Source organism: Actinophytocola sp., from assembly GCF_050699935.1.
Taxonomy (GTDB): Bacteria; Actinomycetota; Actinomycetes; order Mycobacteriales; family Pseudonocardiaceae; genus Actinophytocola.
Genome location: NZ_JBOHGB010000030.1, coordinates 14,925 through 37,433, shown reverse-complemented (window position 1 = coordinate 37,433; position 22,509 = coordinate 14,925). Strand labels below are relative to the sequence as shown.

23 protein-coding genes are annotated in these 22,509 nt (G+C 70.7%); 11 read left to right on the top strand and 12 right to left on the bottom strand.

The window, feature by feature from the left end; genetic code table 11:
* Positions 1-3 precede the first annotated feature (3 nt).
* Positions 4-198 (bottom strand): hypothetical protein, encoded by a 195-nt coding sequence (locus ACRDTB_RS13150; protein WP_431430442.1) that lies wholly within the window; start codon positions 196-198, stop codon positions 4-6.
* Positions 199-643: 445 nt separating this feature from the next.
* Between ACRDTB_RS13150 and pdhA the strand changes: the two genes are divergently transcribed.
* From pdhA to ACRDTB_RS13135, 3 genes are read left to right on the top strand one after another with little or no spacing between them, the layout of a single operon-like run.
* Positions 644-1,867 (top strand): pyruvate dehydrogenase (acetyl-transferring) E1 component subunit alpha, encoded by a 1,224-nt coding sequence (gene pdhA / locus ACRDTB_RS13145; protein WP_431430440.1) that lies wholly within the window; start codon positions 644-646, stop codon positions 1,865-1,867.
* The gene (locus ACRDTB_RS13140) at positions 1,867-2,895 is read left to right on the top strand and encodes an alpha-ketoacid dehydrogenase subunit beta (RefSeq protein ID WP_431430439.1); all 1,029 of its coding nucleotides are present in this window, start codon (positions 1,867-1,869) and stop codon (positions 2,893-2,895) included. Before pdhA ends, ACRDTB_RS13140 begins: the two co-directional genes overlap by 1 nt.
* 3 nt (positions 2,896-2,898) lie before the next feature.
* Positions 2,899-4,245, top strand: a complete 1,347-nt coding sequence (locus ACRDTB_RS13135; RefSeq protein ID WP_431430438.1) for a dihydrolipoamide acetyltransferase family protein — start codon at positions 2,899-2,901, stop codon at positions 4,243-4,245.
* A gap of 41 nt (positions 4,246-4,286) precedes the next feature.
* Here ACRDTB_RS13135 and ACRDTB_RS13130 read toward each other — a convergent pair whose 3' ends face one another.
* Complete coding sequence (locus tag ACRDTB_RS13130; protein ID WP_431430436.1) at positions 4,287-4,892, bottom strand: SCP2 sterol-binding domain-containing protein; 606 nt, start codon at positions 4,890-4,892, stop codon at positions 4,287-4,289.
* A gap of 73 nt (positions 4,893-4,965) precedes the next feature.
* Between ACRDTB_RS13130 and ACRDTB_RS13125 the strand changes: the two genes are divergently transcribed.
* A complete protein-coding gene (locus ACRDTB_RS13125; protein ID WP_431430435.1) occupies positions 4,966-5,604 on the top strand; it encodes a TetR/AcrR family transcriptional regulator in 639 nt (212 codons plus the stop codon).
* Here ACRDTB_RS13125 and ACRDTB_RS13120 read toward each other — a convergent pair.
* The 4 genes from ACRDTB_RS13120 to ACRDTB_RS13105 all read right to left on the bottom strand — a co-directional run bounded on the left by ACRDTB_RS13120 (position 5,601) and on the right by ACRDTB_RS13105 (position 9,027).
* On the bottom strand, positions 5,601-5,966 hold the full coding sequence (locus tag ACRDTB_RS13120; RefSeq protein ID WP_431430434.1) for a VOC family protein: 366 nt from the start codon (positions 5,964-5,966) through the stop codon (positions 5,601-5,603). The genes ACRDTB_RS13125 and ACRDTB_RS13120 overlap by 4 nt on opposite strands.
* 75 nt (positions 5,967-6,041) lie before the next feature.
* Positions 6,042-6,746 (bottom strand): helix-turn-helix transcriptional regulator, encoded by a 705-nt coding sequence (locus ACRDTB_RS13115; protein WP_431430433.1) that lies wholly within the window; start codon positions 6,744-6,746, stop codon positions 6,042-6,044.
* 48 nt (positions 6,747-6,794) lie between these two features.
* Positions 6,795-7,646 (bottom strand): MaoC family dehydratase, encoded by an 852-nt coding sequence (locus ACRDTB_RS13110; RefSeq protein WP_431430432.1) that lies wholly within the window; start codon positions 7,644-7,646, stop codon positions 6,795-6,797.
* 1 nt (position 7,647) lies between these two features.
* Positions 7,648-9,027, bottom strand: coding sequence for a 3-oxoacyl-ACP reductase (locus tag ACRDTB_RS13105; protein WP_431430431.1), 1,380 nt, complete (start codon positions 9,025-9,027; stop codon positions 7,648-7,650).
* 99 nt (positions 9,028-9,126) lie between these two features.
* Here ACRDTB_RS13105 and ACRDTB_RS13100 point away from each other — a divergent pair, with 99 nt between their 5' ends.
* From ACRDTB_RS13100 to ACRDTB_RS13080, 5 genes are all read left to right on the top strand, one after another.
* Positions 9,127-10,404 (top strand): acetyl-CoA C-acetyltransferase, encoded by a 1,278-nt coding sequence (locus ACRDTB_RS13100; RefSeq protein ID WP_431430429.1) that lies wholly within the window; start codon positions 9,127-9,129, stop codon positions 10,402-10,404.
* A 284-nt stretch (positions 10,405-10,688) separates the two neighbouring features.
* On the top strand, positions 10,689-11,885 hold the full coding sequence (locus ACRDTB_RS13095; RefSeq protein ID WP_431430428.1) for an AAA family ATPase: 1,197 nt from the start codon (positions 10,689-10,691) through the stop codon (positions 11,883-11,885).
* A 232-nt stretch (positions 11,886-12,117) separates the two neighbouring features.
* On the top strand, positions 12,118-12,258 hold the full coding sequence (locus ACRDTB_RS13090) for a hypothetical protein (RefSeq protein ID WP_431430427.1): 141 nt from the start codon (positions 12,118-12,120) through the stop codon (positions 12,256-12,258).
* Between the two features lie 252 nt (positions 12,259-12,510).
* Positions 12,511-13,104, top strand: coding sequence for a hypothetical protein (locus ACRDTB_RS13085; protein WP_431430426.1), 594 nt, complete (start codon positions 12,511-12,513; stop codon positions 13,102-13,104).
* Positions 13,104-14,030 (top strand): bifunctional helix-turn-helix transcriptional regulator/GNAT family N-acetyltransferase, encoded by a 927-nt coding sequence (locus ACRDTB_RS13080; protein ID WP_431430425.1) that lies wholly within the window; start codon positions 13,104-13,106, stop codon positions 14,028-14,030. Before ACRDTB_RS13085 ends, ACRDTB_RS13080 begins: the two co-directional genes overlap by 1 nt.
* A gap of 17 nt (positions 14,031-14,047) precedes the next feature.
* Here the strand turns inward: ACRDTB_RS13080 and ACRDTB_RS13075 are convergent, their stop codons facing one another.
* The gene (locus ACRDTB_RS13075) at positions 14,048-14,626 is read right to left on the bottom strand and encodes a peroxidase-related enzyme (protein WP_431430424.1); all 579 of its coding nucleotides are present in this window, start codon (positions 14,624-14,626) and stop codon (positions 14,048-14,050) included.
* A gap of 282 nt (positions 14,627-14,908) precedes the next feature.
* Between ACRDTB_RS13075 and ACRDTB_RS13070 the strand changes: the two genes are divergently transcribed.
* Together ACRDTB_RS13070 and ACRDTB_RS13065 are read left to right on the top strand one after the other, a co-directional pair.
* Positions 14,909-15,265: a YciI family protein gene (locus tag ACRDTB_RS13070; protein WP_431430423.1), complete on the top strand. Its 357-nt coding sequence runs from the start codon at positions 14,909-14,911 to the stop codon at positions 15,263-15,265.
* A complete protein-coding gene (locus tag ACRDTB_RS13065; RefSeq protein ID WP_431430422.1) occupies positions 15,265-16,569 on the top strand; it encodes an RNA polymerase sigma factor in 1,305 nt (434 codons plus the stop codon). The genes ACRDTB_RS13070 and ACRDTB_RS13065 overlap by 1 nt, the downstream gene beginning before the upstream one ends.
* 165 nt (positions 16,570-16,734) lie before the next feature.
* Here ACRDTB_RS13065 and ACRDTB_RS13060 read toward each other — a convergent pair whose 3' ends face one another.
* The 5 genes from ACRDTB_RS13060 to grpE form a co-directional block, all read right to left on the bottom strand.
* Positions 16,735-16,968 (bottom strand): hypothetical protein, encoded by a 234-nt coding sequence (locus ACRDTB_RS13060; protein WP_431430420.1) that lies wholly within the window; start codon positions 16,966-16,968, stop codon positions 16,735-16,737.
* 127 nt (positions 16,969-17,095) lie between these two features.
* Positions 17,096-18,919 carry a phosphoenolpyruvate carboxykinase (GTP) gene (locus tag ACRDTB_RS13055; protein WP_431430419.1) on the bottom strand — a complete coding sequence of 608 codons (1,824 nt, stop codon included), beginning with the start codon at positions 18,917-18,919 and terminating at the stop codon, positions 17,096-17,098.
* 311 nt (positions 18,920-19,230) lie between these two features.
* Entirely contained in the window at positions 19,231-20,031 is an 801-nt protein-coding gene (locus ACRDTB_RS13050; RefSeq protein ID WP_431430418.1) for a hypothetical protein, read from the bottom strand.
* Positions 20,032-20,116: 85 nt separating this feature from the next.
* The gene (locus ACRDTB_RS13045) at positions 20,117-21,979 is read right to left on the bottom strand and encodes a dynamin family protein (protein ID WP_431430417.1); all 1,863 of its coding nucleotides are present in this window, start codon (positions 21,977-21,979) and stop codon (positions 20,117-20,119) included.
* The gene (gene grpE, locus ACRDTB_RS13040; RefSeq protein WP_431430416.1) at positions 21,976-22,509 is read right to left on the bottom strand and encodes a nucleotide exchange factor GrpE; all 534 of its coding nucleotides are present in this window, start codon (positions 22,507-22,509) and stop codon (positions 21,976-21,978) included. Before grpE ends, ACRDTB_RS13045 begins: the two co-directional genes overlap by 4 nt.

The following is a 22,509-nucleotide window of genomic DNA, read 5'->3' as shown; positions in this document are numbered from 1 at the left end:
TGGCTACCAGGCGTCGTGCAGGATCGGCCACCCCGGGTCGTCCGGCCGGTCGTCCGACGGGTCCGGCGAGGTGGGCGGCGCCGGTGCGGCGACGGCGCGCTGCGCGTCGGCAATGATCTCGTCGGCGGTACGCGCGGCGACGGCCAACTCCTCCTCCGCCTGGCGGACGCGAGCGTCCTTCCAGCTGTCGTCGGCCATGGCGGGCAGCGTATGCGGATCGGTCACCGAGCCCGCCGGACTAGGATGGTTGTGACACACATCACCGGCACTCGGCCGTTGTCGTCGCGACGGCCGCGACGGGCCTCGGGGCCGGGGCGACCCCGTGGCAGGACCGGCTCGCGACGGCCGCGCTGAACAGCCGCGTTCACCGCTCGTCACGAGGAGGTCGCCCGTCATCCAGATGCTTCGCGCTGACGCCCTAATGTCGGTTGTCCTACGGTTTCCGCAGCTCAGCGCATCACGGAAGGGCATCCACCGACACTCGGACCTCACCGCGTCGAGGTAACGCATGCCAGGATGGAGCCCGAAACCGTCAGCGCCGCCAGTGGCTCAGCCGCCCCTTACCCGGGCCGGTGGCCGCCGTCGGCGCGGCCGGTAGCGACGCCACAAGCGAGCGCCCGGCGCCGACATTCAAGGAGAACGCATGTCGTCCCCAGAACAGTGGACGCACCCGGAGCCGGGGGCCGGGGTGGCCGCCACCGCGGCCAAACCCTCGGCCGAGCAGGTGATCGCGGGATTGCGCGCGACGAGCGAGGGCGGACCGGATCTGGTGCAGCTCCTCACGCCCGAGGGCGAACGGCTCGAGAACCCCGAATGGGACCCCTTCGTCGCCGACGTCACCGCCGAGGATCTTCGTAACCTCTACCGCGACATGGTCCTCACCCGCCGGGCGGACCGCGAGGCGAACGCCTTGCAGCGGCAGGGACAGCTCGGTATCTGGGTGCCGCTGCTCGGCCAGGAGGCCGCGCAGGTCGGTGCCGGCCGGGCGCTCAAACCGAACGACATGGTCTTCCCCAGCTACCGCGAACACGGCGTCGCGTGGTGCCGGGGCGTGCACCCGAGCCAGCTGCTCGGTATCTTCCGTGGCACCGACCACGGCAGCTGGGACCCGATCGCCACCCGGTTCCACCTGTACACCATCGTGATCGGCAACCAGGTGCTCAACGCCGCCGGATACGCGATGGGGCAACGGTTCGAGGGCAGAGTGGGCAACAGCGGCGACGACGCTGACGAACAGAACGAGGCCACGATGGTCTTCTTCGGCGACGGCGCGACCAGCCAGGGCGACGTGCACGAGGGCTTCGTGTGGGCGTCGGTGTACGACGCGCCGCTCGTCTTCTTCTGCCAGAACAACCAGTGGGCGATCTCCGAGCCGACCGAGCGGCAGAGCCGGCTCCCGCTCTACCAGCGCGCCCGCGGCTACGGCTTCCCCGGCGTGCGGGTCGACGGCAACGACGTGCTCGCCTCGCTCGCGGTGTCCCGCTGGGCGCTCCGGGAATGCCGCCAGGGCAACGGTCCGGTGCTCATCGAGGCCTACACGTACCGGATGGACGCGCACACCACGACCGACGACCCGAGCCGCTACCGGCTCGCCGACGAGCTCGAGGCGTGGAAGTTGAAGGACCCGATCGAGAGGGTCCGGGTGAACCTGGTCCGGCACGAGAACGCCGACAAGGACTTCTTCGACTCGGTGCAGGCCGACGCCGACCAGCTCGCCGAGGAGCTGCGCGACTTCTGCGTGAACATGCCCGACCCGCCCAAGGAGCGGATGTTCTCCCAGGTCTACGAGGACGGCAGCCCCGTGCTGGCCGCCCAGCGCGACGCGTTCCTCGACTACGCCGCCGGATTCGCGGGAGGTGAGCACTGATGGCTACTCCGGTCATGAACCAGGTCGGCGGCGCCGCCGCGTCGGCCACGCGCACGGTGACGCTCGGCAAGGGCCTCAACCTGGGGCTGCGGGCGGCGATGGAGGCCGACCCGAAGGTCCTCGTGATGGGCGAGGACGTCGGCAAGCTCGGCGGCGTCTTCCGCATCACCGACGGGCTGCAGAAGGACTTCGGGGAGCACCGCGTGCTGGACACCCCGCTCGCCGAGTCCGGCATCGTCGGCACCGCGGTCGGCCTCGCCATCCGCGGCTTCCGCCCGGTGTGTGAGATCCAGTTCGACGGCTTCATCTTCCCGGCGTTCGACCAGCTGGTCTCGCAGGTGGCGAAGCTGCACTACCGCAGCCAGGGCAAGGTCAAGCTGCCCATGGTCGTCCGGGTGCCCTTCGGCGGCGGGATCGGCGCCGTTGAGCACCACTCCGAGTCGCCGGAGTCGTACTTCGCGCACACCGCGGGGCTCAAGGTCGTCTCGTGCTCCAACGCGGTCGACGCGTACTGGATGATCCAGCAGGCCATCCGCTGCGACGACCCGGTGCTGTTCTTCGAGCCGAAGCGGCGCTACTACGAGAAGGGCGAGCTCGACGTCGACGCGAAGCCGGAGCCGCTGTTCTCCTCGCGTGTGCTGCGCTCGGCCGCCGAAGCGGTGGCGACGCTCGTCACCTACGGCCCGATGGTCAAGACCTGCCTCGAGTCCGCCGCGGCGGCCGCCGAGGAGGGCACCGAGCTCGAGGTGATCGACCTGCGCACGCTGTCGCCGATGGACCTGGCGCCGGTGTTCGAGTCGGTGCGCCGGACCGGTCACCTCGTGGTCGTCAGCGAGGCGCCGGGCGAGGCGTCGCTGTCCTCGGACATCGCCGCGCGGGTGCAGCAGGAGTGCTTCTACTCGCTGGAGGCGCCGGTGCTGCGGGTGACGGGGTTCGACACGCCGTACCCGCCGTCGAAGCTCGAGGAGGACTTCCTCCCCGACCTCGACCGGGTGCTGGATGCCGTCGACCGCTCGCTGGGCTGGTGAGGCATGCCTGACTTCAAGGTCTTCCCCCTGCCCGACACGGCCGAGGGTCTGGTCGACGCCGAGATCCTGGCCTGGCACGTCAAGCCGGGCGACGAGGTCGCGGTCAACCAGATCATCGTCGAGATCGAGACGGCCAAGGCGGCCGTGGAGCTGCCCTGCCCGTGGGCCGGGGTCGTCACCGAGCTGCACGCGCGGGCCGGCGAGACGGTCAACGTGGGCAGCCCGATCGTGACCATCGACGTCGACCCCGGTGGCAAGGCCGCTCCCGAGACCGCGGCTCCCGAGACCGCGACGACGGCCGCGCCGGCCGCCGCCGAGCAGAACGGCCAGAACGCCATGCTCGTCGGCTACGGCCCGAAGACGACGACCGCGAAACGTCGCCCGCGCAAGGCATCCGTGGCCGCGCCGGCCGCCGCGGCGCAGGCCCCGCAGGCGGCCCCGGAGCCGCCCGCACTGGTCGTGCCGGACACACCGGCCGCGCTGCTGGAGACGCGCGGCCTGGTGCCGCTGGCGAAGCCGCCGGTCCGCAAGCTGGCCAAGGACCTGGGCATCGACCTGCGCACGCTGACCGGGTCCGGCGACAACGGCGTGATCACGCGTGAGGACGTCGAGCGGGCGGCCGCCCCCGCGCCTGAACTGTCCACTGTGGAACCCGCCGCTCGCGAGCGGCGGGTTCCGGTCAAGGGCGTGCGCAAGATGACCGCGCGGGCCATGGTCGAGTCGGCGTTCACCGCGCCGCACGTCACGGAGTTCCTGACCGTCGACGTGACGCCGATGATGGAGCTGCGTGCGCGGCTCAAGGAGCACCCGACGTTGCGCGACGTGAAGGTCACCCCGCTGACGTTCGCCGCGAAGGCCGTGTGCCTGGCGGCGAAACGGACCCCGGACGTGAACGCGACGTGGGACGGCGAGGAGATCGTCTACAAGGACTACGTGCACCTGGGCATCGCGGCGGCGACCCCCCGCGGCCTGGTGGTGCCCAAGGTCCGCGACGCCGACCGGATGTCCCTGCGTGAGCTGGCCGAGGCGATCGACACGCTGACCGTGACCGCCCGAGACGGCAAGACACCGCCCGCGGACATGCTGGGCGGCACGATCACCATTACCAATGTCGGCGTGTTCGGCGTGGACACCGGCACGCCGATCATCAACCCGGGCGAGTCCGCGATCCTGGCGCTCGGCGCGATCCGGGACATGCCGTGGGTCGTGGACGGTCAGATCGTGCCGCGCAAGGCGTGCCAGCTGTCGCTGAGCTTCGACCACCGCGTGGTCGACGGCCAGCAGGGCTCCCGGTTCCTGGCGGACGTGGGCGCCATCCTTGCCGACCCGGCCATGGCGATCACCTACTGATCGCCAGGGGAGTGCCGCCCGCTGCGCGGCACTCCCCTTTCTCAGGGTTTGGGCAGGTCGAAGTAGTTGATCAGACCGGCGGCGAAGGCGAGGTCGCCGCGGACCTTGACCTTGCCGCGCATGAAGAGCAGGGCCACGTTGACGGTGCCCGTGACGGCGCGGAGGAAGTCCACCGGGGAGAGGGTCAGCGTGACCCGGGCGTCGGCGGTCGGGTGGCGGCCGGAGGTGGCTTCGCCGGACTCGATCATCGTCTGGAACCTGTCGTAACCACCGTCGCCGCTGCCGCCGGTGAAGCGCCAGTGGACCACCGCGTGCAGGTCGGCCGCGCGGACCGGGTCGACGTGCGCGCTCATCCGGCGGAAGATCTCGCCGAACACCACGTGCCGCAGGTGGCCGTGCGCCATGAGGTGCTCCAGCTGCGCGGTCGACGCCCGGGAGACGAACCAGACGAACGTATCCGTGCGCATCCCCGCCAGCTCGATGCCGGTGCCGGCGCGGCCCAGCATGTCGAGCACGTCGACGAGCTGCACGAACTGCGCCTCGTCGAGGCGCTGCGGATCCACCGCCCGCGCGAACGCGTCGATGTCCACACCAGGCGCGGCCGTCTCCCGGACCGGCGCGGGCCGTGCCTTCCGCCTGAATCGCATGGCCAATTGTCTACTCACCGGTAAACCTACGTATTGGTAGGTACCCTGAGCCGGGGAGCATTCAGGAGGGCCAGTGACGGTAGGAGAGCGGCGGCGGGTCAAGCGCCTACCCCGCGAGGTGCGTGAACGGCAGATCCTCGACGCCGCGGTCCGGGTGTTCTCCGAGCGCGGCTACCACAGCGCCTCGATGGACGAGATCTCCGACGTCGCGGGCGTCTCCAAGCCGATGATCTACGCCTACCTCGGCTCCAAGGAAGACCTCTTCGCCGCGTGCATGCACCGCGAGGCGGCCAACCTGCTCGACGCCGTGACCCGCGGCGTCCGCCTCGAGCTGCCGCCGGACATGCAGCTCTGGCACGGCCTGCGCGCGTTCTTCGACTTCGTCGGCGAGCAGCGGGAGAGCTGGCAGGTCCTGCACCGCCAAGCGATCTCCCAGGGCGGACCGTTCAGCGAGGAGGTCCTCGCCATGCGTGACCAGGCGATCAACCTGGTCCACACGCTGCTCGCCCGCGTGGCCGCGAAGCGGGGCCTCGACGACAACGCCACCGAGGCCCTCGCCGCCGCGCTGGTCGGTGCCGCCGAGTCCCTCGCCGACTGGTGGCTCGATCATCCCGACGTGCCCAGCAAGGTCGTCGCCTCCCGGCTGATGAATCTCGCCTGGATGGGCTTCGGCGGCCTCGTCGAGGGCAACGTCTGGCACCCCGCCGACTAGGCCGGGGGCTTGAACACCCCGAAGTGGTTGCCGGACGGGTCCTGCAGGTCCGCGAACGTCAGCCCCGTCGGCGTGGTGGTCGGCGGCGTGACGACCTTGCCGCCCAGCCGCTCCGCCTCCGCGACCGCGGCGACGACGTCCGACACGATCACGAGGAAGATCGCGCGACCCGGCGAGTTGCCCTCGGTGTCGGCGATCCCGCCGTGCGGCCCGTCCGCGCCGGACCGGGTGGCCAGGTGGTACTTGCCGCCGCCGTTCGGGTCCGCCGCGAACGTCCAGTCGAACAGCTCGCCGTAGAACCGCTTGGCGCCCTCGGGGTCGTCGGTGTCCACCTGCACCCAGCCGACCGTTCCGTGTGTCATCGCTGCCTCCCTGTCATGGGTGATCGTTGGTGACACAAGGATCGGAGGGCTTCGCGACAGCACCCTGTCGGTGTTTCAGGCGAATGCGGCGGCTCGTGTCACGTGGCCCGGCAGCCGGACGGCGACCGACTCGGCGGGCCGCGCGGGCGCGGGTTCGCCGGTGTCGCGGAAGGTGACGATGCGGTCGACCCGGAACGCACGCAGGTCGTCACGTAATCGGCACCAGGCGACGAGGTACCAGCCGTGCACGCCGGCGAGGAACATCACCGGCTCGACCGCACGCTCGGTCGGCATGCCGTTCTTGTCCACGTAGTCGATGCGCAGTACCCGCTTCGCGGCGACCGCGTCCTCGATGACCAGCGGGATGCCCTCCGGCTCGCTCGCGTCCGGAGACGCGAGGAACCGCACGCGTTCGGCCAGGTCGTGCGCCGCCGACGCGTGCCGTGCGGGCATGGCGGCCATGATCTTGTGCAGCGCGCCGCGTGCCTCGCGGGCGAACGGCGAGCCGGCCGCGCCGCGTAAGGCGACCGACACCGCGACCGCCTCGGCGGGCGTGAAGTTCAGTGGTGGCAAGGTCATCGCCGGGTCGAGCGTGTACCCGCCGCGGCGGCCCAGGTCCGCGTAGATCGGCACGCCGGCCTGCTGCAGCGCGCCGATGTCGCGCTCGATGGTGCGCACGCTGACCTCGTACCGCTCCGCCAGACAGCGCGCCGAGCGCCGCCGCGGCGCGACCGCCCGGAGGTCCTCGACGATGGCGTACAACCGGTCCGTTCGGTTCATGCCGCGGACGCTAGCCGTGGCCACCGACAAAACCGGGCCACGGACCGGCTACGAGATCGTCCCCTCCAGGTGCGGCTTTCCGCCGCGCGCGCCGAAGAGCTCGAACCGCCACCCGCCCGAGTCGTCCGGACCGGCCGCGAAGCCGACCCGCGCCGGCAGCGGCACGGGTGTCTTGAACCGGACGTCGACCGTGTACGCGTCCGGCAGCCGGCCCTCGAACGCGGCCAGGCAGCGCGCCTTGGTCCACATGCCGTGCGCGATCGCCCGCGGGTAGCCGAACATCTTCGCGGTCAGCTGGTGCAGGTGGATCGGGTTGCGGTCGCCGGACACCTCGCCGTAGCGCCGGCCGATGTCCGCCGGAACCCGCCAGATCGCCGTCGGCGTGGGCGGTTCCCGCCGCTCTCGGGGCCCGGACGAGCCGGAGCCACCGCCGCGGCGCAGGTAGGTCGACACGTCGGTCCACACGACCTCACCGCCTCCCGCACCGCCGACGAGCGCCTCGGAGATCATGTCGAACTGCTTGCCGCGCGGATGGTCCCGCAGGTTCGCCACCCGCACGCGCAGCTCCAGCTCGTCGCCGAGCAGCAGCGGGCGGGTCAGCGTGATCCGGTTCGCCACGTGCACCGAGCCGGCCAGCGGGAACGGGAAGTCGCCGGCGGCCATCAGCTTGACCTGCAAGGGAAACGTCAGCAGGTGCGGGTAGGTGGCCGGCAGCTCGTCACCGAGCCGGAACCCGCAGACCCGGTTGTAGGCCGCGAGACGCGCGGGGTCGACCCGCACGCCGGTGAGTGCGTACGCGGTGTCCGGCAGCTCGCCGCCCTTGTGCCGCAACCCCGACAGCACGGCCTTCGGGTACAGCGTCGCGAGGTTCGGCGGGCTCGACAGCCGGGTGATCGCCATGTCAGGCCCCCAGCAGGCTCTGGCCGCACACGCGCACGACGTTGCCGTTGACCGCGGCCGACCCGGGGTTCGCGTACCAGGCGATCGTCTCCGCCACGTCGACCGGCAGGCCGCCCTGGGACAGGGAGTTCATCCGCCGGCCGGCCTCGCGGAGGAACAGTGGGACGGCCGCGGTCATCCTCGTCTCGATGAACCCGGGCGCCACCGCGTTGATCGTCGCCCCGCGCTCGGCGAGCACCGGGGCGTAGGTGCGGACCATGCCGATGACGCCGGCTTTGCTCGTGGCGTAGTTGGTCTGGCCGACGTTCCCGGCGATGCCCGCGATCGACGAGACCCCGATGATCCTGCCGCCCTCCCGCAGGACGTTCGCCTCGAGGAGCGCGTCGTTGATCGCCAGCTGGCTCGCCAGGTTGACCGCCAGCACGGCGTCCCAGGCCTGCTCCTTCATCCTGCCCAGCGTCTTGTCCCGGGTGATGCCGGCGTTGTGCACGAGGACGTCGACCCCACCGTGCCGATCGGTCAGGTGCTCGACGAGCCGCGCCGGGGCGTCGGCGGCGGTGACGTCCAGCTGCAATGCGGTGCCGCGGACCCGGTTGGCCACGGCGGACAGCTCGTCGCCCTGGGCCGGGATGTCGAGCGCCACGACGTGGGCGCCGTCGCGGGCCAGCACGTCCGCGATCGACGCACCGATGCCCCGGGACGCACCGGTCACCAGCGCGACCTTGCCGGCGAGCGGCCGCGCCCAGTCGTCCGGTTCCACGACGGGCGCGTCGAACGTGCCGACCCGGATCACCTGCGCGTCGACGTAGGCGGACTTCGCCGACAGCAGGAACCGCAGCGTCGACTCGACGCCCGCCTCCGCGCCCGGCGTGACGTAGACCAGCCCGACCGTGGCGCCGCGCTTGAGCTCCTTGCCGACCGAGCGGGTGAAGCCCTCCAGCGCGCGCTGCGCGATCGCCGCGCGGCCGCCGGCCGACTCCGGCGGCGTGCCGAGCACGACCACCCGGCCGCACGTGCCAACGGTGCGGATCACCGGCCGGAAGAAGTCGTACAGCTCCCGCAGCCGCTCCGGCCGGTCGATGCCGGTGGCGTCGAAGACGAGCGCCGCGTGCTTCGCCGAGGTGGCTGGGCGTTCGCCCTCGGCCTGGGTCGACGGCTCGGTCACCGGTTCGGTCAGCGCCTCGATCCCGGCCGACTTGAGTACGGCGTGCACGGTGTCGGCGAGCCGTCCGCCCTCGGCCGCGCCGACCAGCGCCGGACCGCCCAGCGCCGGTTCGCCGGGCCGGTAGCGGCGCAGCGGGGTCGGGTTCGGCAGGCCCAGCCGGCGAACGATCTGCCGGCCGAGACCGGAGCGAGCAAACTGCTGGTACCGGTCGGTCATGATGCTCCGTTTCCGGTTCGGGGCCCATTCGACGCCGAGCCTACTCGTGAGTAGGTTAGGATTGCCAGCCGGGACAAGTCGAGTACGGGAGTGGGACACATGGCGCAGGTGCGCAGGGTCGCGATCGTCGGGGGCAACCGGATCCCGTTCGCGCGGTCCAACGGTCAGTACGCCACCGCCTCCAACCAGGACATGTTCACCGCCACCCTCGATGGTCTCGTGAGCCGGTTCGGTCTGCAGGACGAGCGGCTCGGCGAGGTCGCGGCGGGCGCGGTGCTCAAGCACAGCCGGGACTTCAACCTCGCGCGGGAGAGCGTGCTCGGCTCGAAGCTGTCTCCGCAGACGCCGGCCAACGACGTGCAACAGGCGTGCGGCACCGGTCTGCAGGCGGTGTTCCAGGTGGCGAACAAGATCGCGCTGGGCCAGCTCGACTCGGGCGTCGCCGGCGGCGTGGACACCACGAGCGACGCGCCACTCGGAGTGAACGAGGACCTGCGGCAGATCTTTCTGGAGCTCAACCGGGCCCGCGGCATCGGCGCGCGGCTGCGCGCGCTCGCGAAGATCCGGCCGACGCAGATCGTGCCGGACATCCCGCGCAACGCCGAGCCGCGCACGGGACTGTCGATGGGCGAGCACGCCGCGATCACCGCCGTCGAGTGGGGCGTCGGCCGAGAGGCGCAGGACGAGCTGGCCGCCGCCTCGCACCAGAAGCTCGCGGCGGCCTACGAGCGCGGCTTCTTCGGCGACCTGCTGACGCCCTACCTCGGTCTGACCCGCGACGCGAACCTGCGGCCGGACTCGGCGGCCGACAAGCTAGCGAAGCTCAAGCCGGTGTTCGGCGGCAAGGACGCCACGATGACCGCCGGCAACTCCACGCCGCTGACCGACGGCGCGTCGACCGTGCTGCTGGCGACGGAGGAGTGGGCGGCCGCGCGGCGGTTGCCCGTGCTCGCGTACCTGACGCACTCGCAGACGGCGGCGGTGGACTACGTGCACGGCCGCGAGGGTCTGCTGATGGCGCCGGCGTACGCGGTGCCACGGATGCTCGCGCGGGCCGGGTTGTCGTTGCAGGACTTCGACTTCTACGAGATGCACGAGGCGTTCGCCTCGCAGGTGCTGGCCACGCTGGCGGCGTGGGAGAGCGTGGACTTCGCGAAGGAGCGGCTGGGCATGGACGAGCCGCTGGGTCCGGTCGACCGCTCCCGCCTGAACGTCAACGGGTCCTCGCTCGCGGCGGGCCACCCGTTCGCCGCGACCGGCGGGCGGATCGTCGCCACCCTGGCCAAACTGTTGGCGGAGAAGGGATCGGGCCGGGGCCTGATCTCCATCTGCGCCGCGGGCGGCCAGGGTGTCACCGCGATCCTGGAGGCCGCATAGCCGCCGACGTTGTCCACAACGCGGCCCACTGTCCACAGAACACCCGTGACCACCAATTTCGTCAGCCCCCGCCAGTAGACTGGCGTGGTGGGGTGGCCCCCGGAGAGGGTGGGGGCCGCCATCCACGGGGATGCGTGGTTCGCGTCTGGGTGGGCGATTGCGGGCGGGATTTGGGGGCGGTTGGTTCGGGGGTGTCCGGTGGCTTGTCCCGGCGCGGGCGACACGCCGTAGGTGTTTCTGGCGCAATATCGGGCTCGCGCTAGAAACCCGGATACGGTGCGATCGTGGACCCGGTGCGCAATCCGTTCGCCCCCGGAGCGGGGCAGCGCCCTCCCGAGCTCGCCGGCCGGGAGAAGGAGGTCGCCGCGTTCGACGTCGTGCTCGAGCGGGTCGCGCGCGGGCGGCCCGAGCGCAGCCTGGTGCTGACCGGTCTGCGCGGCGTGGGCAAGACCGTGCTGCTGGGCGAGCTGCGCTCGATGGCGGTGCGCCGCGGCTGGGGTGCCGGCAAGATCGAGGCGCGGCCGGACGCCGGGTTGCGCCGGCCGCTGTCCGCCGCGCTGCACCGGGCCGTGCGGGATCTCGCCGTGCGCCACCGCGCGCCGGACCGGGTCGAGCACGTGCTCGGCGTGCTCAAGGCGTTCGCGCTGCGGGCGAATCCCAGCGACTCCAAGATGCGCGACCGCTGGCAGCCCGGCATCGACGTGCCGCCGACGCAGGGGCGGGCCGACTCCGGGGACATCGAGATCGACCTGGTCGAGCTGTTCACGGACGTGGCCGAGCTGGCGCAGGACGTCGGAACGGGCGTGGCGCTGCTGATCGACGAGATGCAGGATGTCGTCGCCGACGACGTGTCCGCGCTGTGCGCCGCGTGCCACGAGCTGTCCCAGTCGAGCGCGCCGTTCGTGGTGGTCGGCGCCGGGCTGCCGCACCTGCCGGCCGTGCTGTCCGCGTCGAAGTCGTACTCGGAGCGGCTGTTCCGGTACGTGCGCATCGACCGGCTCGACCGGACCGACGCCGACCGCGCGGTGCTGGCCCCGGTCTCGCGCGAGGACGCGAGCATCACCGACGAGGCCCTCGACGCGCTGTACGACGCGGCGGGCGGGTACCCGTACTTCATCCAGGCGTATGGCAAGGCGGCCTGGGACGCGGCGCCGAGCGACCCGATCACCGTGGAGGACGTGGGCGTCGCGGCACCGGAGGCGGAGTCGGAGCTCGCGGTGGGCTTCTTCGGCTCCCGCTACGAGCGCGCGACCCCGGCCGAGCGGGAGTACCTGCGTGCGATAGCCGAGCTGACGAAGGGCAAGACCGACGAGGGCGCGGCGACCGCGGACATCGCGTCGCACCTGAGCCGCAAGCCGTCGTCGTTGTCGCCCGCGCGGGACTCGCTGATCAAGAAGGGCCTCATCTACTCGGCCGAGCGAGGCCGGATCGCGTTCACCGTGCCGCACTTCGGCCGGTACCTGCTGAACATGGACGACTAGCGTCCTCTGCCACAATCTCCGGCCGTCTAGCAAGATCACTAGACGCCTAGATACTCCTGCATCGACCTCGCCTCCGCCCATCCATGCGTCCTGTCTGATCATCATGACACCGGGGAATCCCCGGCATGTGTTGCGGTTCACCGATGAATCACGCGACTTCCAGCGATGGAATCGGCATAATGGTCAGTAGCTGGAGGAACCAGCGAAGTCATCGAGGGGAGTACCGAAAACCATGAACATCACCGCCAAGCTCCGCGCCCGCCGCGTCGAGTCCCGCAACCGCCGGGCGGTGAACCGCGCGCTCGCTGAGGCCAAGACGCCGGCCATGCGTGAGGAGATCATCGCGGTCGCGCAGCGGCAGTCCATCCGATAAGTCGCAGAAACTTCTCCGTGGCCGTGTAACACCCTGGGTACGGCCCACGATGAACGTGTTGACCCCGTAGTGCTGGCGGACCCCCGACCTGGCAGCACTGCGGGGTTTCCACATGTCGGCGCCTGGCCTTCCGGCAGCCCGCTCACCACCGAAACCGCACGCCCCGGCGCACCGCGCCTCCACTTCTGCCGGTGATCGAATCACGACGAGGTTGGGTTGTGCGGAGGTGATCAACCAAGCACAGTGCCAGACATGGCTGCAGTGTCCGCGGAGTCGACCGAGTTGTTCGTCGGGACGGTCGACGCACCGCTTCAGGTTGTTCGGGTGTCTTTCACCGGATCGGGGTCGGCCCGGGTGCACGTCGAGGGCGCGGGCGTCGACACGCCGGAGCCCGTCGACCTCGCCGTCACGGGGCAGGCCGGGGTCGAGGTCGCGGTGGACACCCACGGCGCCGCACCCGGGACGACGTTGCCCACCCGTGCCGTCGTGGCCCGCGGGGCGGACCGGTTCGAGGTGGACTTCGAGCTCGTCGTCGCCGAGCCGGGGTGGACCATGCACATGGTCAGCCACTTCCACTACGACCCCGTCTGGTGGAACACGCAGGCCGCGTACACGATCGCCTGGGACGAGCTCGACTTCCAAGCACGCACCGCGGCGCCCGCCGGCTCGCCGGGTTCGACCTCGTCCGCGCGCACCTCGATCTCGCGCTCGCCGAGCCCGAGTACCCTGCCGAGCTCGGGACGCAGGCCGGGCTGGCCGGGGCGGCGGCACTGGCATTCCACGCCCTGTGAGACATACGCTTGCCTTGGTCAAGTAATTGTTTCACGGGAAACGAGGCACCTCTGATGGCCACCGAAGTACCGGTAGATCGCATCGCAACCGTTCGCGCGTTCAACCGTAGCTACACCAAGTTCCTCGGTGCGCTCAACGGTCACCTGCTCAGCACACCATATTCATTGACCGAAGCAAGGGTTCTGTTCGAGCTGGGGCAGCGGGACGAGACCGAGGTCGCGGAGCTGCGGCGGGTGATCGGGCTCGACGCCGGATACCTGAGCCGGCTGCTCGGCCGGTTCGAGGAGAGCGGGCTGGTCCGGCGGGAGCGGTCCACATCGGACGCGCGGCGCCAGCTGATCCGTCTGACCAACAAGGGGCGGGACACGTTCCGCGTGCTCGACACCAAGTCGGCCGCGCAGATCCGGGCGCTCCTGGCCGACCTCACCGACGACGAGCAGCGGCGCCTGGTCGACGCGATGGACATGATCCGCACGCGGCTGACCAACGCGGGGGCAGGACCTGACGTGCGGCTACGCACGCCCGAGGCCGGCGACTACGGCTGGGTCATCGAGCGCAACGGCGCACTGTACGCGCAGGAGCACGGCTGGGACTCCTCGTACGAGGCACTCGTCGCGCGGATCGTCGCGGGCTTCCTGGACGAACACGACCCGAAGCGCGAGGCGGCGTGGATCGCGGAGCTGCACGGAGAGCGTGCCGGCGCGATCTTCTGTGTCCGCAAGGACGACGAGACCGCGAAGCTGCGGTTGCTGCACGTGGAGCCGAGCGTGCGGGGGGCCGGTGTGGGCACGGTTCTGGTCGACGAGTGTGTCCGGTTCGCACGGGCGGCCGGGTACCGGGCGATGGAGCTGTGGACGGTGTCGGTGCTGGCGCCGGCCCGGCGGATCTACCAGCGTGCCGGGTTCGAGCTGGTCGAGGAGGACACGGCCGATCGGTTCGGGCACCGGCTGACCGGGCAGACCTGGCGGCTGGAGCTGTGATTCGTCGCGGATTCCGCTCAACCGCGCGGCAACCGGCCCATCAGGTAGAACTCGTCGTTGGGCCGCAGGGCGGTGAGGTGCGCGATCCGGTTGGAGAGCGCGAAGAGCGCGGTGATCGCGCCGACGTCCCAGATCTCCTCCTCGGTGAGGCCGGCGTCGCGGGCCGCGTCGAGGTCGTCGGAGTTGAACGTGGCGGGGTCGACGGCGAGCGCGAGGGCCAGGTCGACGATCGCCCGCTCGCGATCGGTGAGCTCGACGGTCCACGGGTTGGCGGCGACGCGGTCGGCGATCTGGGCGTCCTTGGCGCGGATGCGCAGGATCGCCCCGTGCGCGACGACGCAGTAGGTGCAGCTGTTAGCGCCGGAGGTGGCGACGACGACGAGCTCGCGCTCGGCCTTGCTGAGTCCGGAGTCGCGTTCCATGACCGCGTCGTGGTAATCCATGAACGCACGCAACTCGGCGGGCCGGTGGGCGAGCGCTCGGAAGACGTTCGGCACGAACCCGGACTTCTCCGCGACGGCACCCACCCGCTCCCGGAGATCACCGGGCAGCTCGGCCACCTCGGCGACGGGAAATCTGCTCACTTCCTCAGCCACGGCGCTCACGTTACCCGCCCAACCCCGACAACCCGCCGACCTGGGAAAACACCTACCCCACGCGTCCGCCCTACCCTCGCGGCCCCCACCGCCCGTGGATGGCGGCCCCCACCCTCTCCGGGGGCCACCCCACCACGCCAGTCTAGTGGTGGGGGCTGACGGGTGGGGGGTTCAAGATCGACTTGTGGACAAGTCGGCGGGTTGTGGGCAAGTCTTCTTGGAGTGTCGATTTTCTGTCGGGGTGGCCGTCTAGGTCTCAGTCACGACAGCGAGGAGGATGACATGGCCAACTTCGTCGGGTTCCTTCGGGGGACCGAGGACGCGCAGAGCCACCTGAGCCCGGACGAGGCGCAGCGCACGCTGGAGCGGTACATCCGGTGGAGCGAGGACCTCGAGAAGGCCGGCAACCCGCCGGACGGCGGCGGGCTGTCCTTCCGGGGACGTGTGGTGCGGCGGGGCGGCGGCGGGCTCGACGTCACCGACGGCCCGTTCGTGGAGGGGACGGAGATTCTCGGCGGCTTCATCACCGTCGAAGCGACGGACCTCGACGAGGCGGAGAAGATCTTCTCCAGCCACCCGCACCTGGACTTCGGCTCCATCGAGGTCCGCAAGATCGGCGAGCAGGGGTGCGAGCCCTGATGCCGAACGCCGGAGGATCTCCCGCCGCCGACTCCGGCGCGCGGGAGGCCCCGGCGAGCGAGCGGTCGGCCGGCGGCGCGGGCCCGGAGGCCGGGCGGTCCCGGCAGCTCGTCGAGCAGCTGTTCCGGCACAGCGCCGGCCGGATCGTGGCCACGCTCGCGCGGGTGCTCGGGCCGGCGCGGCTCGACGTCGCCGAGGAGGCCGTGCAGGAGGCGCTGCTGCGCGCCCTACAACGCTGGCCGTACTCGGGCGTGCCGGACAACCCCGCCGGGTGGCTCTTCCAGGTCGCGCGGAACAGCGCGCTCGACCGGGTCCGGCACGACGACGTCGTGCGGGCGCGGTTGCCGCTGCTGCTCCCGCCCGAGCGGATGGACGAACCCGGCACCGACGACGAGCTCGCGCTCATGTTCCTCTGCTGCCATCCGGGACTGCCCGTCGCCTCGCAAGTGGTGCTCACGCTGCGGACCGTCGGCGGGCTCGGCGTCGGCGAGATCGGGGCGGCGCTGCTCACCCGGCCGGCGACCGTGGCGCAGCGGCTCGTGCGGGCAAAGCGGTGGTTGCGGGACAACGACTCCCTGCTCGACGTCGATCCGTCCCGAGTGGACAGTGTGTTGGCCGTCCTCTACCTGCTCTTCAACGCCGGGTACGACGCGGTCGAGGGGGACAGCGCCGTCCGCGGCGAGCTGTGCGGGGAGGCGATCCGGCTGTGCCGGCTGCTCCGCGCGGACCGCCGGACCGACCTGCCGCGAACGCGGGCGCTGCTCGCGCTGATGTTGTTGCAGGGCAGCCGCCTGCGAGCCCGGACCGATCCGGACGGGGACGTCCTGCTGCTGTCCGACCAGGACCGGACGCGCTGGGACCAGGGCATGATCGCCGAGGGGACACGCACGTTCGCCTCCTCGTGCACCGGCGACGAGCGGTCCGCCTTCCACGTCGAGGCCGCCATCGCGCTCTGCCACGCCATGGCGCCGGACGTCGAGCGCACCGACTGGGCTCGCGTCGTGACCCTCTACGACGACCTGCTTGTCCTGCGACCCTCGCCCGTGGCCGCGCTGAACCGGGCGATCGCCGCTGCCATGGTGGGCGACGTCGACCACCGCGAGTTCGAACGGCTCGAACGCGAGCCCGCGCTACGCGACTACCACCTGCTGCCCGCCGCTCTCGGCGCGCTCTGGCTGCGGGCCGGCGAACCGGAGACCGCCGCGGCCTACTACCGGACCGCGCTCACCAAGCAGACCTCCGCACCCACCCGCCGCTTCCTCGAACGGCAGCTCGACCGGTGCCTGAACCATCCGCCCGGGTGAGGTCCGCGAGGCGTCCACACCACTGTGGACAACAACGGCATGCCGACGTGAACGGGACATGACGGGCAGGTTGTCGCCGCGTTGGCTTCGGGTTGTGCCGCAACCGAATTCCACACAGGCTGTGCACAGCTTCGTCCACAGCCTGTGGACAACCCACGTGGACAACTAGATACCGGCACCCAGCTGGTGGTGTTGGGCCAGGTGATCGCCCACGATCAGCAAGCACGCGACGCATCGCGAGCCCGCGTGCGACTTCATGATCTTGTCGATCGGCACGCTGTGAGTACACGCCGCCTCGACGAAGCTCGCCGGCCGCTCGTGGCTCACGAACGCGTGCACGCGGTCGTCGTAGCGGGACAACCGCCAGCTCCACTTGTCGCATCTGTCGGTCTCGCACATGGCACGACCTCCCACGATCACGGCGCTACGTACAGAGTGGACGCCGCGACCCCACCGACCATGATGCAACTTGCAGAATTCGGGGGGACCACTGTCGCGAGTGGTCCCCCCGAATCGATACCAAACCTCAGCCGAGTCGCTGCTTGAGCACCTCCAGCTCGGCACGCAGCACGGTCGGCAGCTTGTCGCCGACCTTCTCGAACCACTCCTCGATCAGCGGAAGCTCGGCGCGCCACTCGTCCTCGTCGACCTTCAGTGCTGCCTCGACGTTCTCGCGCGAGGTGTCCAGGCCGGACAGGTCGAGGTCGTCCGCGGTCGGCACGTAGCCGATCGAGGTCTCGGTGGCGGCCGCCTTGCCCTCGATGCGCTCGATGGCCCACTTCAGCACCCGGGAGTTCTCCCCGAAGCCCGGCCACAGGAACTTACGGTCCGCGTCGCGCCGGAACCAGTTCACGTAGAAGATCTTCGGCAACTTGTCGGCGTCGGCCCGCTTGCCGGTGTCGATCCAGTGCTGGAAGTAGTCACCCGCGTGGTAGCCGATGAACGGAAGCATCGCCATCGGGTCCCGCCGGACCACGCCGACCTTGCCCTTCGCGGCGGCCGTGGTCTCCGACGACAGCGTGGCGCCCATGAAGGTGCCGTGCTGCCAGTCGCGCGACTCGGTGACCAGCGGGATCGTCGTGGCGCGACGGCCGCCGAAGAAGATCGCCGAGATCGGCACGCCCTTCGGGTCGTCCCACTCCGGGGCGAGGATCGGGCACTGCGCCATCGGCGTGCAGTACCGCGAGTTCGGGTGCGAGGACGGCTCGTCCGCGTCCGGCGTCCAGTCCCGCTTCTTCCACGACGTCAGGTGGGCGGGCGGCTCACCCATGCCCTCCCACCAGATGTCGCCGTCGTCGGTCAGCGCGACGTTGGTGAACAGCGAGTTCCCGCGCGCGACGGTCCGCATCGCGTTCGGGTTCGTGTGCCAGTCGGTGCCGGGGGCGACGCCGAAGAAGCCGGCCTCGGGGTTGACCGCGTAGAGCCGGCCGTCCTCTCCGAAGCGCATCCACGCGATGTCGTCGCCGAGCGTCTCGACCTTCCAGCCCGGGATGGTCGGCTCGAGCATGGCGAGGTTGGTCTTGCCGCACGCGCTCGGGAACGCCGCCGCGACGTAGTAGACTTTCTGCTCCGGCGAGATCAGCTTCAGGATCAGCATGTGCTCGGCGAGCCAGCCCTCGTCCCGCCCGATCACCGAGGCGATCCGCAGCGAGTAGCACTTCTTGCCGAGCAGCGCGTTGCCGCCGTAGCCGGAGCCGTAGCTCCAGATGAGCCGCTCCTCGGGGAAGTGGGTGATGTACTTCGTCTCGCTGCACGGCCACGGCACGTCCTGCTCGCCGGGCTGGAGCGGCTTGCCGACCGAGTGCAGGGCCGGCACGAAGTCGCGCTCGTCGCCGTCGTCGTCGAAGAACTTGTCCAGGACCCGGGTGCCCATCCGCGTCATGATCTTCATCGACAGGACGACGTAGGCGGAGTCGGTGATCTCCACGCCCAGCATCGGCGTGGCCGCGGACAGCGGGCCCATGCAGAACGGGATCACGTACATCGTCCGACCACGCATCGAGCCGCGGTACAGCTCGGTCATGATCGACTTCATCTCGACCGGGTCCATCCAGTTGTTGGTGGGCCCGGCGTCGGCGGGGTCGACCGAGCAGATGAACGTCCGCTCCTCGACCCGGGCGACGTCGTCGGGGTCGGACGCGGCCCAGAACGAGTTCGGCTTCTTGGCCAGGCGCGTGAAGGTGCCCGCCTCGACGAGCCCGCTGGTCAGCCGGTTCCACTCGTCCTCGGAACCGTCGACCCAGACCACCTCGTCCGGCGTGGTCAGCTCAGCCACCTCACGTACCCATGACAGGAGCCGCCGGTGCTTCGTCGGTGCGTTCTCCACACCCGGGATTGCCACTGCCGTCATCTCGTCTCGTCTCCTGACTGACGCCGAAAGTCAACAGGACGCCGTCGTCCAAGGCCGGACATCGGCGTCCTGAAAGAACGGCGAAGACCCCGCCCGGGCCTAGGACGGGGCATGCCGCGTTGGGATATAAAGAGGTTAACCAGATCGACGGCGACTAACCGAGTCCGATCGTGTCGGTTCTCTCACAAGACCGATTCGGGAATCGATTCAGCACACAATCGTACGAGTCGGGGATCTGAACATGACCGATCCCGACGTCCGAGGACGCCGGGATCGATGGCCTGTTCGATTGTGGGGGCAGCTGGTCCGACTCAGCGCTCGGCCCAGACCGAGTCCGACCCGGCACTCGTGTCGGCGCCCGTGTCCGAGCCGGTGTCCGAGCCGGTGTCGACCCCGGAGTCCGAACCCGTGCCCGATCCGGTGTTCTCCGACTCGTACGTACCGTCCGAGTTGATCTGACCCTCCTCGGTGACGGTCCACTCGTCCTCACCGGTGTGCTCGGCCACGGTCACGCCGCCGTCCGACTCGATCACGACGGCCTGGTCGGCTGAGCCGTCGCCGTCGGTGTCGGTGAACGCGTAGGTCGTGCCGTCGGTGTCGGTGACGACCGCGGTGTCGTTGGTGCCGTCGCCGTCGGTGTCGTAGGTGGCCGGGCCCGCGTTGACGTCCTGGCCCGGCATGTCGACGGTGATGTCCCCCTCGGCGGCGGACGTGTCGTCGGAGGTCTCCGACGCGTCGGTCGTGTCCGTGGTGTCGGAGCCGGAGGCGTCGTCCGCGCCGTCACCGGTCGGCGTCGGCAGCGTGTCGACGTTCTCCGCGCGCCACTCGCCGGTGCTCGCGTCGTACTCGGCCCCCGCGACGATGTTGCCCTCGGCGTCGTACTGCACCGCGACGTCGGCCGTGCCGTCGGCGTCCGTGTCCGCGTACGCGAGGTAGCCGCCGTCCTCGCTCTCGACGACCGCCGTGTCGTTGGCGCCGTCGCCGTCCATGTCGTAGTTCTCCTCGACCTCATACTCCGTGCCGTCGACCTCGACGGTCAGCTCGTCCTGACCAGCGGCGTCAGTGTCGGTCGTCGAGGTGTCGTCGGTCGAGGTGTCGTCGTCCACGTACACGGGTTGCCCCCTCTTGGGAAGAAGTCCTGACTGTGTTGTTGCGCCACTATGGGACTGACCGTAGACCCGTCCGGTTCCCGAACCTTCAGGCACGGTCCCGGACCACACGGATGCTGGCGAGGAGTTTCTCCGCACGTTCCCGCCCGGAGGTGACCTCCGTCAGGCGCTTGTTTACCACGCCCAGCCGCTTCGAGCGCTCCGACGCGTCAAGTCGCAAGGCTTTGTCAACCTCTCGGAGTTCCTCCTCGATACCCGCGATGCGCTTGCCGAGCGCCTCGTCGAGCGCGAGCGCGAGCTGGGACTCCGCCTCGATCAGCTGCTCCGACACCAGTTGGTCCAATGTGGACCGTGCATCGAGGATCGACTCCGACAGCCACTGCTTCATGTGCTGCTTGTCCGCGGTGTGCTTGCGGGTCCGCTGCAGCCACCAGCCCGCACCGAGGCCGATGACCGCGACCGGGGCCAGCGCCAGCATCGTGGCACCCAGGCTCGCCCCCGCGCCGACCGCGCCGACCCCCGGCAGGAACCGCGCCATCATCGAGCCCGCGCCGAGCCCACCGGTCGCACCGGTGAACACGAGCAGCTTGTCCTCGGTGGTCGGTTGCCGCTTCTCCGGAGGGCGCAACACGATCGGCGGATGACCCGCGCGGGCGAACTGCGCGCGGATCATCTCCAGCTCCTCGGCGGAGAACAGGTCGGCGAGCACGGTGTCGGTGACCCGGTTCAGCCGCGCGTTGACCGACGCGCCGACCCGGCCCGACACCATCTGCATGGCGGCGTCGACCTGGGCCGGCAGTGTGGGCAGCGCGTCGCGGTCCGCGGCGTCGATGGCCTGGCGGAACCACGACTGCAGGTCACGCATCTGGCGGGCGACCTCGTGGTTGTTCTCCAGCCGGGCGCGCTGGACCTCGCTGCGCATCCGGACCTGCCAGCCCTTGGTCGAGGAGCGCCGCTCACCGGTCAGCTCCTCCTTGCGGGCGCGCAGCGACTCGGCCTCCTCCTCGCCGGTGGACAGCGCCCGCCGCTCGGACTCGAGCTTGATGCCCAGCTGGCCGAGCGCGGTCGACAGCGCGCGCATGGTGTTCGCCTCGGTCAGCATGACCGACCGGTCGACGAGCAGGTTGGTGAGCGCGGAGCGCAGCGCCTCGACGCCGGACCGGTCGCGCAGCATGGCGGCGGCCTCCGCGTTGGGCGCCTTGGCGGCCATGTCATACATCCGCGCGGACACCGGGTGGAACGTCGCGCCGGCGAAGCGTGGCGCGTGCTCGGCGAGCAAGGCCTGGTCGGCCTCGAGCACCTGCCGCCAGCCGCGGTACTGGTCCACCTTGGACAGGGCGAACATGATCGTCTCGACGCGCTCGCCCACCCCGGCCAGGAAGTTCAGCTCGCCCAGCGTGAACGGCGCGGAGGCGTCGACGACGAACAGCAGCGCGGTGGCCGACGAGGCGGCCTCGGCGGCGAGCTCACCGTGCACCGAGTCGAGCCCACCGACGCCCGGCGTGTCCACAATGGACAACTTCTCGAGCAGCTCGACCGGGCCGTCGACCTCGACGTAGCGCGGCGGCAGCTGACCGGCCGGCAGCTGGTGGCCGGCGGACACCCAGTGGACCAGCTCGCCGATGTCCACCGGGACCGGCGCCAGCTGCCCGGGGTAGCAGGCGCGCGCCTCCCACTGCTCGGCGTGGCTGAACAGGAGGTAGGTCGCGGTGGCCACGTCAGCGTCCACAGGGGACAGACCGGGCCGCCCGAGCAGCGCGTTGACCAGCGAGCTCTTGCCCCGGTTGGTTTCGCCGACGACGACCGCGGACGGCTTGGCCCGCCGCTTGGCCCGGATCTCCTCGACCCACTTGGCGGCGTCCTCGTCGGACTCGCGCAACATCTTGAGCAGCTGCTCCCGTGCCTGCGCGACCTGCTTGGGCAGCGAGAGTTGCTTGGCCGGGGCACTCATTGCGCCGCCTTGCTGTAGACGGTGACGATCGGGGCTCGGAGCACCTCGCCGCGGTCGGCGAAGCCCACCACCTCGGTCTCCGCGACCACGCCGTCGAGCGTCTCGTCGGTGGTCGCCACCGTGCCGCCGGCCTCGTGGAACGCCGGGTCGAAGCGGACGCCGTCCGGCCGCAGCGCGGTGACGCCGATGCCGGCGAGCCCTTCCTCGAGCCGCTCGGCCACGCCCGCGCTGCGTGCCCGGTCGAGCGCGTAGAGGCACAGCTGCACCAGGGATCTGCGCTCGGCCAGGGCCTGGTCGAGCAGCGGGCCGCCCTCCTTCGCGGGCTGGCTGTCGGCCGTGAGGTCGCCGCCGGTCACCAGGCCGTCCGCGGCGATGCCCGCCCGCGTCTGCCCGGTCTGCCCTCCGGTCTGCTGTCCGGCCGTACGGGCCGCGTCCGCGATCACCGACGCCTTGACCTCGACCGTGGACTCGGACGAGTCACCGCCGCGCACGCCCGAGTCGTCCTTGCCGCGTTTGAACCAGGAAGCCAT

Coding starts and splice junctions, on each gene's coding strand:
- pdhA (WP_431430440.1), top strand. CDS start 644: ATGTCGTCCCCAGAACAGTGGACGCACCCGGAGCCGGGGGCCGGGGTG.
- ACRDTB_RS13110 (WP_431430432.1), bottom strand. CDS start 7,646: ATGGCGATCACCCGGCTGTCGAGCCCGCCGAACCTCGCGACGCTGTAC.
- ACRDTB_RS13070 (WP_431430423.1), top strand. CDS start 14,909: ATGGCCAACTTCGTCGGGTTCCTTCGGGGGACCGAGGACGCGCAGAGC.
- ACRDTB_RS13090 (WP_431430427.1), top strand. CDS start 12,118: ATGAACATCACCGCCAAGCTCCGCGCCCGCCGCGTCGAGTCCCGCAAC.
- grpE (WP_431430416.1), bottom strand. CDS start 22,509: ATGGCTTCCTGGTTCAAACGCGGCAAGGACGACTCGGGCGTGCGCGGC.
- ACRDTB_RS13150 (WP_431430442.1), bottom strand. CDS start 198: ATGGCCGACGACAGCTGGAAGGACGCTCGCGTCCGCCAGGCGGAGGAG.
- ACRDTB_RS13105 (WP_431430431.1), bottom strand. CDS start 9,027: ATGACCGACCGGTACCAGCAGTTTGCTCGCTCCGGTCTCGGCCGGCAG.
- ACRDTB_RS13130 (WP_431430436.1), bottom strand. CDS start 4,892: ATGCGATTCAGGCGGAAGGCACGGCCCGCGCCGGTCCGGGAGACGGCC.
- ACRDTB_RS13100 (WP_431430429.1), top strand. CDS start 9,127: ATGGCGCAGGTGCGCAGGGTCGCGATCGTCGGGGGCAACCGGATCCCG.
- ACRDTB_RS13080 (WP_431430425.1), top strand. CDS start 13,104: ATGGCCACCGAAGTACCGGTAGATCGCATCGCAACCGTTCGCGCGTTC.
- ACRDTB_RS13140 (WP_431430439.1), top strand. CDS start 1,867: ATGGCTACTCCGGTCATGAACCAGGTCGGCGGCGCCGCCGCGTCGGCC.
- ACRDTB_RS13060 (WP_431430420.1), bottom strand. CDS start 16,968: ATGTGCGAGACCGACAGATGCGACAAGTGGAGCTGGCGGTTGTCCCGC.
- ACRDTB_RS13045 (WP_431430417.1), bottom strand. CDS start 21,979: ATGAGTGCCCCGGCCAAGCAACTCTCGCTGCCCAAGCAGGTCGCGCAG.
- ACRDTB_RS13055 (WP_431430419.1), bottom strand. CDS start 18,919: ATGACGGCAGTGGCAATCCCGGGTGTGGAGAACGCACCGACGAAGCAC.
- ACRDTB_RS13120 (WP_431430434.1), bottom strand. CDS start 5,966: ATGACACACGGAACGGTCGGCTGGGTGCAGGTGGACACCGACGACCCC.
- ACRDTB_RS13135 (WP_431430438.1), top strand. CDS start 2,899: ATGCCTGACTTCAAGGTCTTCCCCCTGCCCGACACGGCCGAGGGTCTG.
- ACRDTB_RS13115 (WP_431430433.1), bottom strand. CDS start 6,746: ATGAACCGAACGGACCGGTTGTACGCCATCGTCGAGGACCTCCGGGCG.
- ACRDTB_RS13085 (WP_431430426.1), top strand. CDS start 12,511: ATGGCTGCAGTGTCCGCGGAGTCGACCGAGTTGTTCGTCGGGACGGTC.
- ACRDTB_RS13065 (WP_431430422.1), top strand. CDS start 15,265: ATGCCGAACGCCGGAGGATCTCCCGCCGCCGACTCCGGCGCGCGGGAG.